Origin of the sequence: Luteolibacter arcticus (genome assembly GCF_025950235.1) — a bacterium.
Taxonomy (GTDB): domain Bacteria; phylum Verrucomicrobiota; class Verrucomicrobiia; order Verrucomicrobiales; family Akkermansiaceae; genus Haloferula; species Haloferula arctica.
In genome coordinates this window covers 237,262-252,743 of sequence record NZ_JAPDDT010000005.1, presented here as the reverse complement: position 1 = coordinate 252,743, position 15,482 = coordinate 237,262, and the positions used below count along the sequence as shown (strand labels likewise).

At 63.2% G+C, this 15,482-nt stretch carries 6 protein-coding genes; all 6 read left to right on the top strand.

The features are described from left to right. Positions 1–63 precede the first annotated feature (63 nt). The 6 genes from OKA05_RS14125 to OKA05_RS14100 all read left to right on the top strand — a co-directional run bounded on the left by OKA05_RS14125 (position 64) and on the right by OKA05_RS14100 (position 15,408). On the top strand, positions 64–3,183 hold the full coding sequence (locus OKA05_RS14125; protein ID WP_264487807.1) for a DUF5060 domain-containing protein: 3,120 nt from the start codon (positions 64–66) through the stop codon (positions 3,181–3,183). A gap of 433 nt (positions 3,184–3,616) precedes the next feature. Beyond that, complete coding sequence (locus tag OKA05_RS14120; protein ID WP_264487806.1) at positions 3,617–8,953, top strand: PKD domain-containing protein; 5,337 nt, start codon at positions 3,617–3,619, stop codon at positions 8,951–8,953. A gap of 96 nt (positions 8,954–9,049) precedes the next feature. Then, entirely contained in the window at positions 9,050–9,871 is an 822-nt protein-coding gene (locus OKA05_RS14115; RefSeq protein WP_264487805.1) for a PEP-CTERM sorting domain-containing protein, read from the top strand. 596 nt (positions 9,872–10,467) lie between these two features. Then, entirely contained in the window at positions 10,468–11,556 is a 1,089-nt protein-coding gene (locus tag OKA05_RS14110) for a ribonucleotide-diphosphate reductase subunit beta (RefSeq protein WP_264487804.1), read from the top strand. Positions 11,557–11,624: 68 nt separating this feature from the next. Continuing rightward, positions 11,625–12,008, top strand: coding sequence for a four helix bundle protein (locus tag OKA05_RS14105; RefSeq protein ID WP_264487803.1), 384 nt, complete (start codon positions 11,625–11,627; stop codon positions 12,006–12,008). Between the two features lie 127 nt (positions 12,009–12,135). Continuing rightward, positions 12,136–15,408: a ribonucleoside-diphosphate reductase subunit alpha gene (locus OKA05_RS14100; protein WP_264487802.1), complete on the top strand. Its 3,273-nt coding sequence runs from the start codon at positions 12,136–12,138 to the stop codon at positions 15,406–15,408. Positions 15,409–15,482: the final 74 nt, after the last annotated feature.

Sequence of the window (15,482 nt, the reverse complement as noted above, 5' to 3'; positions counted from 1 at the left end):
ACGGGAAATTTCTCTCTTGTGGAAACATCCGGCACGGATCGCGCAGCTTGGATATTGGTTGCCATGAGTTTTTCCCCCCTTCATCGACGGTTTGTACCTTGGGCCATCGCGCTTTTTCTTGGCGCGGGGTGTGTCGTCGCGCACGCCCAGCAGGGGATCGCTCTACCGATCGAGGGTGAGCTGAAGCGTTGGCATAAGCTGACCTTCGACTTCGTAGGCCCGGACACCGGCGAGACGGCGACGCCGAATCCTTTCACCGACTATCGGCTGGACCTGACCTTCACCCATGCCGTCACTGGCACGACCATGGTGGTCCCGGGCTTCTACGCCGCGGATGGAAATGCCGCGGAGAGTTCGTCGAGCGCCGGGAATATCTGGCGTGCGCATTTCGCGCCCACGGAGGTGGGCGACTGGACCTACACCGTCTCCTTCCGCAGCGGGGCGGGTGTGGCTACGGCGGATAGTCCTCTGTCTGGGGCTAGTGGCGGTTATTTCGATGGCCTGCAAGGGGGATTCACCGTCGCGCCGACCGACAAGGCCGGCCGCGATTTCCGCGCGAAGGGGCGGCTTGAGTACGTCGGGCGGCATCATCTGCGCTTCGCAGGCACCGGGGAGTACTTCATGAAGGCGGGCACGGACTCGCCGGAGAACCTGCTGTCCTACGCCGACTTCGACGGGGATTTCAAAACCGACCTCCAGAAGGACGAGCTGGTGAAAACCTGGGCTCCCCACGTGGCGGATTGGCAGCCGGGCGACCCGGTCTGGCAGGGCACCAAGGGCAAGGGCCTGATCGGCGCTCTGAACTATCTGGCGTCCGAGGGACTCAACTCCGTGTCCTTCCTTACGATGAACATCAACGGGGACGACAAGAATGTCTTCCCCTACACGACCTACGCCGAGCGCCTGCGGCTGGACGTGTCGCGGCTGGACCAATGGGAGAAGGCCTTCGAGCACGCGACCCACAAGGGCCTCTACCTCCACTTCAAGACCCAGGAGACGGAGAACGAGATGCTGCTCGACAACGGCAACCTCGGCCCGCAGCGGAAGCTCTACTACCGCGAGCTGATCGCGCGCTTCAGCCACCATCTGGCGCTGAATTGGAACCTCGGCGAGGAGATCAACAACGCCTCGACCGCCCAGAAGGTGGCGTGGGCGCAGTTCTTCCAGCAGCAGGATCCCTACAAGAATCACATCGTCATTCACAATGGCGACCAGCACTTCGACCTGATGGGGCCGCAGTTCCCGCTCACCGGGATGTCATTGCAGCTCAATGAGCCGAACTTCAGCGACACCTTTGTCAACGTGCTGCGCTACGTGCGCCGGTCCGACCAGTATGGCAAGGCGTGGGTGGTGGGCTGCGACGAGCCGGGCAATGCGAGCGACAGCCTGCGGCCGGACAGCAATCCGGGGAACAGCCAGACCGACGCCCGCCGCGATGCGCTGTGGGCCACGATCCTCGCGGGCGGCGCGGGTTGCGAATTCTACTTCGGCTCGAAGTGGGCGCACTCGGACATGACCTGCCAGGACTTCCGCAGCCGGGATCTCTTCTGGGACTACTGCCGCCACGCGCTGGCCTTCTTCAAGGAGAACGACTTTTCCTTCGAGCTGATGTCCAACCAGAACGAGCTGGTCAGCGGCGCTGGCGACAATGGCAACCGCTGTCTCGCGAAGACCGGGGACACGTATCTGGTCCAGCTCCGCGCGGGCGGCACCCACACGCTCAATCTCTCCGCAGCGAGCGGGAATTTCTCGGTGAAGTGGTTCAATCCCCGCAGCGGCGGCAGCCTCCCGGCGGCCGATCTCCAGGGCGGCAGCGTGGTCAGCCTCGGCGCCCCGCCGGCGGATCCGGACCCGATCCAGGACTGGATCGTGCTGGTGAAATCGACCAGCGGCGGCAGCGCGACCAATACCCCGCCAACGGTCACGGCCGGGGACGACCGCCAGGCCTTTCTCACCAGCAATGCGGTTTCGCTATCCCTTGAAGGAGAGATTTCCGATGATGGTTTGCCGGATCCCTTGGCGCTCGATGTGGGCTGGATCATGATGTCCGGGCCCGAGCCCGTCACCTTCTCACAGGCGCAGGCAGCGGCCACTCAGGCGACCTTCACGGCACCGGGCACCTATGTCTTGAGCTTGGCGGCCGATGACGGCGATCTGGATGCGCACGAAGAGATCACCGTGACCATCGAGCTGCCGGAGCTGACCGGCCGGCGGAATTTTTCACCATCGCAGGACGCCTTCACGGACGCGGGCGAAAACAACAACGGCGAGACGCTGGCGGTCCGCCTGGACGACCGCAGGACTTACCTGATGTTCGACCTCACGGCGCTGGATGCGGACCCCATGGGTGCGGTGCTGCGGCTGACGGAAGCCGACGGCGTGGCCGCGGAAGCGGTGACGCTGCGGGCCTTCTCGGCGCTCTCGAACGATTGGAACGAGGCTGGCATTTCCATGGCTACTGCCCCGGAAAAGGGCGCGGAACTCGCTGTTTTCAGCGGGGCCGTCGGAGCAGGGGAGACCATCGAAATCGACTTGGGCGAGATGGTCACGGGGCCGGGCATCCACGGGATCATCTTGGAAGCGGAGTCCGGCGAAGCGTCGTTCGTTTCGAAGGAATCGGCCGACGAAGCCGGGTGGCCGAAGCTCGTGGTCACCACCCACGGCAACACGGTACCGGTCTATGACGGCTACGCGTTCCTCGCCACGGTCAATGAACCGTTGACCCTGCCGTATGCGGCGCTGCTGGCCGGAGCCTACGATCCCGATGGCGATCCGGTGACGCCGGTCATCGCGAACGGCTCGTCGTCCCAAGGCGGGCAGGTCGTGATGGATGCGGAAGGCCTGACCTACACCCCATCGATCGACTATTTCGGTCCGGATTCGTTCGTGCTGACGGTGGGGGACGGCCGCGGCGGCTTCGCCACGGCGGAGATCACCGTGCAGGTGAACGAGCCCCCTCCCGCCGCACCTCCCGCTCCGCCGACTGTGGAGCGGGTCGCTGAGGGCGTGATGCGCTTCCGCTATCTCGGCACGCCCGGCGTGAACCACACCCTCCAGCGTTCCATCGATCTAGTGGAATGGCTGACCTTGGCCACCGACCTCGGCCTGGAGACCGGAGAGATCGATTATCTCGACACCGAGGCCCTGGAATCGGCGGCGTTTTATCGGATTACGACGCCTTAATTCCCAAGGCCGCGAGTCTAGCCCCAGGGTAGTCTCGGCTTTAGCCGGACACTGGAAAAACGGGGTCTTTGGGGGCCACGATGGATAGGATGGACGGGAGTGTTTGAGGACTCGGGTCCCCGCTTCTCCGGCATTTTCCATCCTATCTATCCTATTCATCCTAGTCCGATCTCCCGGCGCTCACACCGCCGGAACCAAGCAACCACGCGGCTTTCCGGGGCGCTAACGGGAGAATGTTAGGGTTTTTTCCTCGCAGAATGAACCTTTTTAGTTATTAAGAGGTCTTTACCTTACACGCGCGCTTAGTGCGGGAAATCCCCCATACCGCCAGTGTGACAACGATGCGAAGGCTGCCGAAACCCGGTTTCGTGGCCCTCCGTCATCCCCGAATCGCCGTCCTTCAATCCTCAAAATTCCCAACAAGCCCTAGCTCATGTCGCCACTCCGAGCTCTTCTCGCCAGCCTTCTCCTCACTCCCGCAGCCGTCCACGCCGTTGTCACACCCGTCAGCTCCACGGACGTTTATCAAGAATCCGGCGGCATCGTCGTGATGGAGGCGGAGCGCACGCCGTCTTCGCTCGGCAGCGGCAGCGCTCGCTGGGAACTCTACGAGCCGGGCGAAACGAATTTCGTCGCCGGTGCCACCAATAACGCCCACCTCGAGTTCCAGGGGAACTCTTCCAACGGCGGCCCCGCGACCGCCCCGCTGACCTACAAGTTCCGCATCAACCAGGGCGGCTACTACCATCTGCACCTGCGTGCCCGTGCCCGGCTCGATGGCGCGGATTCGGATAAGAACAACGACTGCTACGTGCGGGTCAACGGCGACTCCTACGGCGCGGGCCCGAACGCCGGCGACACGCATCTCAAGGATGCGACGCTCAGCCTGCTGACGAACAACACCAAGCTCTACGGCGCCAGCCCCACCACCTGGGGCTGGTCCGACCAGCTCGACGCCGGCGGCGAAGCAAACAAGCGCTGGCCGGTTTACAACTTCGTCTCCGGCGGCACCTACACGCTCACGATCTCCGGCCGCTCGATCAAATACAACTTCGACCGCATCGTCTTCCGGAAGTCCACGATCTCCACCTCCAGCGCGAAATCGGCCACGCTGCCCGAATCCTCCACGGGCACCGGCGGCACCACCGGGCAATCGATCGCCACGCTGATGCTGGTGAATGCCGATACCGATGACGACATCGGCCCAATCACCAACGGGATGACCATCAATCTGGCGGTCACCGGTGCCAACCTCAACGTCCGCGCCGATACCAGCCCGTCGATCGTTGGCTCGGTGCGCTTCGGCCTCGATGGCGTGGCTGACTTCATGACGCAGAGCAGCGCGCCCTATACCCTCGGTGGCGATGCGCCGGGAGATGACTACCTTCCCTGGACGCCGTCGCTGGGCAGCCACACCTTGGTCGCGACGCCCTTCACCGCGGCGAGCGGCGGCGGTACGGTCGGTTCGCCCACGACACTGAACTTCACGGTAATCAACACGCCGCCCTCCGGTTCGCCGGTGGCAAGCGCTGGTTCGGACCGGTCGATCACACTGCCGACCAGCTCGGTGGTCATCAATGGCTCGGGCACCGATAGCGGCGGCTCGATCAGCGGCTACTCGTGGAGCCAGGTGTCCGGACCTTCCAATGCCACGCTGTCCGGAGGGGGCACTGCCAATCTCACCGCTTCCGGACTTGTCCAGGGCAGCTACGTCTTCCGCCTCACCGTCACCGACAACAGCGGCTTGACCGGCTACGACGACCTCACCGTCACGGTGAATGCCGCGGCCGGCGTCCCGGTGGCGAATGCGGGATCCGACAAGGCGATCACCCTGCCGACGAGCTCGGTGGTCTTCAATGGCTCGGGCACCGATAGCGGCGGCTCGATTTCCGCCTACTCCTGGAGCCAGGTTTCCGGCCCCTCGACCGCCACGCTGTCCGGCCAAGGGACGGCCAATCTCACCGCGTCCGGCTTGGTCCAAGGGCCCTACGTTTTCCGCCTGACCGTCACCGATAATAGCGGACTCACCGCCACGGACAATGTGACCGTGACGGTTTCCGCGGCCACCGGTGGCAGCGGCCAGTCGGTGACCACGCTGATGTTGATCGATGCCGATACCGACAGCGAGATCGGCCCGATTCAAAACGGCAGCACCATCGACCTCGCGGTCGTTGGCGCGAACCTGAACATCCGCGCGGATACCTCGCCGAATCCTGTGGGCTCGGTGCGCTTCAGCTTGAATGACGTGGCCGACTACGCCACCCAGACGAATGCGCCCTACGCGATGGGTGGCGACGCGCTGACCGATTTCTGGCCGTGGACGCCGCCGCTCGGCTCGCTGACCGTCACTGCCACGCCCTATACCGCTGCCGGTGGCACGGGCGTCGCGGGCACGGCGAAAACCGTGACCTTCACGGTGATCAACAGCCAGCTCACCGGCGACCCGGTCGCCCATGCCGGCCAGGACAAGGCTGTGGTGCTGCCGACCGCCTCGGTGATCTTCAATGGCACCGGCACCGACATGGACGGCAGCATTTCCAGCTACTCCTGGACCCAGATTTCCGGCCCGAATACTGCCACGCTGTCGAATCGCACCACCACCAACCTGACCGCGGCGTCGCTGGTCCAAGGCACCTACGTCTTCCGCCTGACCGTCACCGACAATGCCAACAAGACGGCCACCGACGACGTGACGCTGAACGTGCTGCCCGCCGGCAGCGGCAGCGCGCTCATCACCGGCGAGATGAAGAAGTGGCACAAGGTCACGCTCAGCTTCACCGGCCCGACCACCAGCGAGACCGCCTCGCCGAATCCCTTCACGGACTACCGCCTGAATGTCACCTTCACGCACCTCGCCAGCGGCAAGAGCTACGTGGTCCCCGGCTTCTTCGCCGCGGACGGCAATGCCGCCAATACCTCGGCGACCTCCGGCAATGTCTGGCGTGTCCACTTCGCGCCGGACGAAACCGGTGCGTGGAGCTACAACGCGGCCTTCCGCGCCGGCACGAATATCGCCACGCTGACTTCGGCCGGGGCCAGTGGCGGATTCTTCGATGGCGACACCGGCAGCTTCAACATCGCGGCGACCGACAAGACCGGCATCGACTTCCGCGGCAAGGGCCGCCTCGAATACGTCGGCAAGCACCACCTGCGCTTTGCCGAGACCGGCCAGTATTTCATGAAGGCCGGCACCGATGCGCCGGAGAACTTGCTGTCCTACGCGGACTTCGACGGGGACTTCAAGACCGACGGCCAGGGCGACTCGTATGTGAAGAACTGGTCGCCACACACCGCCGACTGGCAGGCCGGCGACCCGGTCTGGCAGGGCACCAAGGGCAAGGGCCTGATCGGCGCGATCAACTACCTCGCCGCCGAAGGCCTCAACGCCTTCTCCTTCCTCACCATGAACATCAACGGGGACGACAAGAACGTCTTCCCCTACACGACCTACGCCGAACGTAGTAGATTCGACGTGTCGCGACTGGACCAGTGGGAGACGATCTTCGAGCACGGCACCCGCAAGGGCATGCACCTCAACTTCAAGACCCAGGAAACCGAGAACGAACTGCTGCTGGACAGCGGCAATCTCGGCACCCAGCGCAAGCTCTACTATCGCGAGCTGATCGCCCGCTTCGGCCACCACCCGGCGCTGAACTGGAACCTCGGCGAGGAGATCGACAGCGCCTCCACGTCCCAGAAGCAATCATGGGCGCAGTACTTCCACGACAGCGATCCTTACAAGCACCCGATCGTCATCCACAACTCCACCGGCTCGCTGCACCGCGACCTGCTCGGGAGTGCCTCGAAGCTCACCGGCTTCTCGCTGCAGCTGAACGCGTCGGACTTCACCGACATGTTCTCGATGACCAAGGACTACATCGACCGGTCCGATGATGCCGACCGCCCATGGGTGGTGGCCTGCGACGAGCCCGGCGATGCCCAGTACGCGCTGCGGCCGGATAGCGACCCCGGCTCCAGCCACGTCAATGCCCGCAAGAACGCGCTGTGGGGAAACATCATGGCCGGCGGTGCGGGCTGCGAGTTCTACTTCGGCTATGCCCTGGCCCACTCCGACCTCACCTGCCAAGACTTCCGCAGTCGCGATGACTTCTGGGACTACTGCCGTTATGCGCTGCAGTTCTTCGCGGCGAATCCGGTGCCCTTCGAGCAGATGACCAACCGCAACTCGCTGGTCAGCGGCAATGGCAACAACGCCAACCGCTGCCTCGCGCAAACCGGCCACACCTATCTGGTCCAGCTTCACGGCGGCGGCACCCACACGCTGAATCTCTCCGGCACCACCGGCACCTTCACGGTGAAGTGGTTCGATCCCCGCAATGGCGGCGCGCTGCTCAATGGCCCCACCGTCAGCGGCGGCGGCACGGTTTCGCTCGGCGCTCCCCCGAACAACACCTCGCAGGATTGGGTCGCGCTGGTCCAGTCCACCAATATCGGTGGCGGCGCAACGAACCAGTCGCCGGTCGTTAGCGCTGGGGCCGACAAGTCGGTCGTGCTCAGCGGCAGTTCGGTGCCAGTGAGTCTGACCGGCACGGCCACCGACGATGGCTTGCCGGAAGACTCGCTGCTGTCCCGCACCTGGTCTCAGGTTTCCGGCCCGGCCGTGGTGAACTTTTCCAGCACCACCACCGCCACCACCACGGCCACCTTCACGGTTGCCGGGAACTATGTCCTGCGCTTCTCCGCTTCGGACACCGCGCTCAGCGCTTCGGATGATGTGGCGGTGCACATCGCCGCCCCGGCCGGCACTGGCGGGCAGACCGTGCTGCCGGTCCACGATGCCTACACCGAGGGCGGTGCGAACAACAACAACACCCAGCTCCGCCTCGAAAAGTCCTCCACCCGGACGCGCATCACCTTCCTCCAATTCGACCTCTCGGGCCTCGGCTCTGCGCCGTCGTCGGCCGTGGTCCGCTTGACCGAGGGTGATGACACCTCGTCCGGCACGATGACGCTGCGCCTCTACGCCGCGACCTCCAACAGCTGGACGGAATCGAATGTCTCAAGCTCGAACCAACCCGCCAAGGGGGCCCAGGTCGCCGTTTTCACCGGCGACGTGACGGACGGCAAGGTGATCGATTTCGACGTGGCTTCCCACGTCACCGCGGCCGGCATCTACAGCTTCATCCTGGAGGCCGACTCGTCCACGAAGGACGTCTCGTTTGCTTCGAAGGAAAACGCGACGGTTTCCGCGCGCCCCGCGCTGGTGGTTGGCACGAGTTCGGCGGGCAATGCCCCCCCCACCCATCCCGGCTACAGCTTCACCACCGGCCAAAACGAGCCGATCCTGGTTCCCTTCGCCCTGCTTCTCACGGGTGCTTCGGATCCTGACGGCGACCCGGTGAGCGTGCTCGACGCCAGCACCACTTCGGCCGCCGGTGGCTCGATCGCGCTTGGCGGCGATAGCCTGACCTACTCCCCGGCCTCCAACTTCAGCGGATCGGACAGCTTCACGCTCACCATCCATGACGGCCGTGGCGGCATCGCCACTGCCACCATGACCGTCCTGGTCCAAGGGAGCGACGATGGCATCAGCGGTTACGCCCCGCCCGTGCTCCAGCGGATCTCGGCAAGCCAGATGCGCCTGAGCTTCACCGGCAAGCCCAATACCAGCTACCGCTTCCAGCGTTCCATCAACCTGAGTGCGTGGAGCACCCTCCAGACCCTGACGGCCGGGTCTAACGGGCAAGTCCAGTTCACCGACTCCAATCCGCCGGCTGGAAACGCCTTCTACCGGATTGCGACACCTTGATAATCAAGAAAACCGAGGAATCAGAGTCATGCTAATAACTTGCCAGTAGCGCCCGAAGACGCTATTCACCGCGCAGTCCCCGGCCCCGCCCCTTGCATGAAGCTGCTTCCTCTCGCACTCGCTGCTGCCGCCTTTTCCAATCTCGCCACCGCCACGGTGGTAAATATCGACTTCACCACGACTTCCGGCACCGGTTATACGGGTCTGGGGGCTTCCGACATCGTCGATACTGGCACCACTTGGAATACCGCCGCCTATTCAGGCTCGGGTGGCTCCGTGACGATGACCGATATGGTCGATTCCTCGGGCGCAGCCACGCTGGTCGACTTCACCGTCTCCGGCATCGAAGGGGCCCAGAACCCGGCGGGCAGCATGGAGCGCCTGGGTGGCTTCTCGAACCTGATGCGCGACTACATCCGGATCGACGCTGTGACGACGGGGGCCGTGCTGAGCGTGGGTGGCAAATTCTCCGGCCTCGTCGTGGGAGCCAGCTATGATCTTTATTTCTACGGGCAGGGGGAACACATGGCTCCTGGCGGCCCTCCGAGTGCCAACTACGGCCAGAACAGTCTTTTCACCGTCAACGGCACTTCCAAGCAGACCGGCTGGGATGGCACAGCCAACGGCGACGGCTCCCTCGACGAAGGGATCGAATACGTGAAATTCACGGCGATTGCGATCAACGGCGGCGCTGAGGGAGGCGTCATCAATTTCAACTGGGCGAACGTCGTCGCCACCGGCGCGACTCCCAACGTCCTGGCGGACGAGGCCACCAATGGCAGCACCCCTCCTGCCAATACCGGCTCCAGGTTTGCCGCGCTGAATGGCATCCAGCTCGTCTCGATCGTTCCCGAGCCCTCCTCCGCGCTGCTCGCACTCCTCGGTATGACCGGCCTGCTGGTCCGCCGCCGCCGCTGAGATTCCGGCCGATCTTCCTTTTTCACACCCCGGTTGGCCATGCCTCCCGGGGTGTTTTGTTTGGTGCTCTCCGTCCGGTTTGTGGGTGCTCCCCGCCGCCTCGAGCCGGTTCTCCTCCTGCAAATCCTGGGGGATTGGACGACAAGGCCTCGGCAGACCCACCGAGAGCCTGTTGCTCCGGGCAACACCGCTCACGAAACGAAGCCGTTCCTTGACCGCAGCCGGGATGCGGGCGAGGGGTCCACGACTTCCAAAAAAACCGTCTCAAGCTGCCGGATTTTTTAGAACGCCCCGCAAGCGATTTTTGCTGTGAAAATTTCGAGGCCCTAGGCCTACCCGGACCGGAGCCGCCTGCTCTTTCACTAGTCCCACATTTTGCGGGCATTTAGGGATTTCGGTGCGATTGTCAAGGTTCCGGCGGAACCATCACCATACCACAGGTGGTATTGTTAATAATTTGTGGATACCATATGGACAGAATCGGCTTGAGGTCTGCTACCCTCTCCGGCACTCTTCGCAACGCTGTGTCCGCCGCGCTTGGCCCCGCCCAAAAGCGCGGAAAATCACCTGAATTCTTCCAGAAAGTCGCCTCCTCAATGTCCGCCACCACCACCATCACTCTCGGAGCCCGCACCTTCGTCCTCGACCGTGAGAAGGCCGAGCAGGCCTTTGCCGCCAAGAAGGTCATCAACGGTCGCGAGACCATGTTCTTCAACATCCTCCCGCTGAAGTACCAGTGGGCGTATGACCTGTACAAGACGATGAAGAACAACCACTGGGAGCCCGAGGACATCACCATGCAAAAGGATGTCGAGCAGTGGCGCTCGGACGAGATCAGCGACGTCGAGCGGTGGATCATCAAAATGGGCATCGGCTACTTCTCGGCCGCCGAGGGCATCGTGGGCGACAACGTCCTCCACGTGGTCCGCGAGCTCGTCACCGCGCCGGAGCTGAAGCTCGTGCTCGGCCGCCACGCCCATGAGGAAAACATCCACGCGGACAGCCTCGTTTACATGATTTCCTCGCTCGGCATCAACCCGCACGAGTGCGAGGCCATGTTCGAGGACGTCCCCTCGATCACCGCGAAGAACAACTTCGTCGTCTCCAACAGCATGGCCCTGCGCCGCGACATCGACCTCACCGTCACCGCGAACAAACAGGCGCTGGCGAAGAACATCTTCATGTTCGGCCAGGTCATGGAGGGCACCCAGTTCTACGGCCTGTTTGGCATGATCCTCAGCCTCTACCGCCAGAACAAGTTCCCGGGCATCGGCAGCATGTTCCGCTACACCCTGCGCGATGAGTCGAACCACATCGAGGTCTTCCGCAACCTGCTCATGGACCTCATCGACGAGAACCCGGACATCTGGACCGAGGACTTCCGCGACGACCTTCGCGACACCATGGCCGAGGGCATCCGCCTCGAAAAGCAGTTCATCCGCGACTGCCTGCCCGTCGCCGGCCTGGGCCTGAACTCCGCCGACTTCGAGACCTACATCGACTACATCGCCGACCGCCGCCTGATCTCCTGCGGCCTCGCCCCGCTCAATGAAAGCGTGACGAACCCCTTCCCGTGGCTCGCCGAGATGATGGACATCAAGAAGGAGACCAACTTCTTCGAAGGCCGCGTGACCGAATATCAGAAAGCGTCTGCGCTCAGCACTGTCGATGATGACGAGCTGTGAGGGTTTTTGTGCCGGGTGATCGGTGATCAGTGATCGGTGGAAAGACAGAAGAGTCGAACCAAGAAACCATGAGCGAAATCGAAACCTTCGAAGATTTGGACGTGTGGAAGCGCGGCTGCAATCTGGCCGTGGATGTCCACGTCGCGCTCGCAACCTCGAAGGACTTCGCTCTCCGCAGCCAAATGGAGCGCTCTTCGCTGTCGATTCCGTCCAACATCGCTGAAGGTGCCGAACGCGACAGCACTCCGGACTTCATCCGCTTCCTTCGCATCAGCAAGGGCTCCTGCGGTGAACTTCGCACCCAGCTCTATGTCGCCGAGCGTGTCCGCCAGCGCCTCGGCGCTCCTCCACTCGAAGGCTCCCGCGAGATGATCGCCGAGACCCGGACCATTTCAAAGATGCTCCAGTCCCTCATCAACTCCCTCCTCCGCCGCCTCAAAAAGGATCCCTAATCCACTCTCAGTCTCCGCCTCTTCTATTCTTCCACCGATCACTCGGCACAAAAAGAACTCCCGCTCCGCCTCCTCAAAAACCTCCCTGCCTCTCTTCTCACACACTTTTCCCACCCTTAAGCTCGCCATGTACCGCGCCGTTAATCCCGACGAAGACCTTCTCCTGAAGCAAGTCATCACCGACCGCTTCACCCTTCCCCTCAGCGACCGTGCCTATGCCTGGCGCGATGTCCTGACGACCGAGCGGCGCAAGCCGATCACCGACATCATCGTCACCCGCGGCAATGAGGACACCCACTTCTCGCTGGAAGACGTCGCCGACGCCATCGGCGAATCCCTCGCCGACCTCCTCATCTCCCGCCAGGCCGATGAGAAATCCATCTTCTCCGACGTCAACCGCAAGTTCGTCTCCGACGTCGCCCACGCCGTCTCGAATTCGCTGACCAAGTCCCTCGACGAAGGCGGCCGCCTCCGCCTGTCCGAGGCCGACCTCTACCTGCTCATCGAGAAGGCCCTGCTTGAAAACGAGGCCTACGATGTCGCAAAGTCGCTCGCCTTCCGCCGCTCCATGGAAAAGACCGGCCACGTGGACGTCCACTCCAGCCCGCACGCGCTGCCGGTCCGCCTGATCCGCCGCAGCGGCAATGTGGTCCCATGGTCCGAGACCAAGATCGAGATCGCCGTCCGCAAGGCCTTCCTCACCATCAAGGAAAACCCCGAGGCTGCCGTCGATATCGCGAAGGCTGTCACCGACCGCATCCGCCGCGGTGACCAATCCTTCGTCCACATCGAGGACGTCCAGGACATGGTCCAGGAGGAACTCATGCGCCAGGGCCGCTTCAAGGCCGCCGAGCATTACATCCTCTACCGCGCCCAGCGCGCCCGCCTCCGCATCGAGCAGGAAGAAAGCGCCGAGGACCCGAACCAGGAGTTCATGGTCACCGTCACCACGGACGACGGCAAGGCCGCCTTCTGGGATGGCACCGAGCTCAAGAAGCGCATCTCCTACGCCTCCACCGGCCTGGACCTCTGCATCGATGAAGCGGAGATCGAGCGCGAGCTGCGCCGCTCCGTCGGCTCGGAGATCTCCGAGAAGGACCTGCGGAATACCATCATCCTCAATGCCAAGGCGCTGATCGAGAAGGACGCCGATTTCGCGAAGTTCGCCGGCCGCATCCTGCTCTCCTACATCTATGAGGAAGTGCTCGACTGGAGCATCTCCCGCGATGGCATCCACAAGCTCAAGCACGCGCACAAGCTCGCCTTCAAGAGCTACCTGAAGCACGGCGTGGCCATCAAGCGCCTCAGCCCGGAGCTGCTCGACATCTACGATCTGGACAAGCTCGCCGACGCCTTCGACCCCACCGCCGACCTGGATTTCGACTACCTCGGCATCCAGACGATGTATGACCGCTACCTCATCGTGGACAAGACCGGCAGCAAGCCCCGCCGCTTGGAAACGCCGCAGTTCTTCTGGATGCGCGTCTCCATGGGCCTCTTTAAGAAAGAGGAGAAGGACCGCGAGAGCTGGGTCATCCGCCTTTACAATCTCTACAAGGGCCGCCGCTTCTGCTCCTCCACGCCGACGCTCTTCAATAGCGGCACGCTGCACTCGCAGCTCTCCTCCTGCTACCTCTACAAGGTCGATGACTCCATCGAGAGCATCATGATCCGCGGCATCGCGGAGAATGCCTTCCTCTCGAAGTGGGCCGGCGGTCTCGGTGGCTCGTGGACAAGCGTCCGCGGCACTGGTGGCTACATCCAGGGCACCAATGGCGAGAGCCAGGGCATCATCCCCTTCCTCAAGCTCCACAATGACCAGCTCGTCGCGGTCAATCAGGGCGGCAAGCGCCGCGGCTCCGGCTGCGCGTATCTGGAAACGTGGCACAACGACATCGAGGACTTCCTCGAGCTGCGGAAGAACACCGGCGACGAGCGCCGCCGTTGCCACGACATGAACACGGCCAACTGGATCCCGGACCTCTTCATGAAGCGCATGGAGGACCGCGGCGTCTGGACCCTCTTCCGCTCGAATGAAGTGCCGGACCTCCACGACCTCTACGGCAAGGCCTTCGAACAACGCTACACCGAGTACGAAGCCATGGCCGCCGAGGGCAAGATCTGGTCCCGCCAGTTCCCCGCCATCGACCTGTGGAAGAGCATGCTCAAGATGGTCTTCGAGACCGGCCATCCCTGGATCACCTTCAAGGACCCCTGCAATGTCCGCTCCCCGCAGGACCACGTCGGCGTCATCCACTCCAGCAATCTCTGCACCGAGATCACGCTGAATACCTCCGAGGAAGAGACCGCCGTCTGCAATCTCGGCTCCGTCATCCTCGACACCCACGTCACCCGGGATGGCGCGCTCGACCACGAGATGCTGAAGGAGACCATCACCGTCGCCATCCGCGCGCTGGACAACGTCATCGACATCAACTTCTACCCGACCCAGGCCGCGCTCACCGCGAATAGCCGCCACCGCCCGATCGGCCTCGGCGTCATGGGCCTCCAGAATGCCCTCTACAAGCGCGGCCTCGCCTTCGCTTCGGATGCCGCCGTGGAGTTCAATGACGAGTTCATGGAAGCCATCGCCTACTACGCCTACGGCGCTTCCAGCGACCTCGCCGGCGAACGCGGCACCTACTCCAGCTACAAGGGCTCCAAGTGGGACCGCGGCCTCCTTCCACAGGACACCGTGGATCTCCTCGAGGACGAGCGTGGCCGCAAGATCGATGTCCCGCGCGGCGGGAAGATGGATTGGTCCGTCGTCCGCGAGAAGATCAGCAAGCACGGCATGCGGAATTCCAACGTCCTCGCCATCGCCCCGACCGCGACGATCTCGAACATCACCGGCACCACTCCCTGCATCGAGCCGAACTACAAGAACCTCTACGTGAAGAGCAATCTCAGCGGCGACTTCATCGTCCTGAATGCCGAGCTCGTGAAGGACCTCAAGAAGGCCGGCCTGTGGAGCCAGGAAATGCTCGACCAGCTCAAGTATTTCGATGGCGAGCTCGACTCCATCGACGACATCCCCGAGGCGCTCAAGCACAAGCACAAGACCGTCTTCAGCGTCGGCTTCGAATACATCATCGACGCCGCCGCCCGCCGCCAGAAGTGGATCGACCAGAGCCAGAGCGTGAACCTCTTCCTGGCCACCCCGGACATGAAGAGCCTCTCCCACATGTACCGCCGCGCCTGGGACAAGGGCCTCAAGACCACCTACTACCTCCGCACCCTCCAGGCCTCGAACATCGAGAAAGCCACCATCGACGTCAAAAAGGAGCAACGCGGCCACATGGCCAACACCACCGAAAAAACCGCCTTCACCGCCGCCGAGAAAATGGCCTGCAGCATCGACGCCATGCGCAACGGCGGCGAATGCGAAGCCTGCCAGTGATCCTTCCAGGGGCGGCTCCTCACCGGAGCCGCCCTTTCTGTTTCGAGCCCCATGCCTCCGGCCTCTCCCATTGA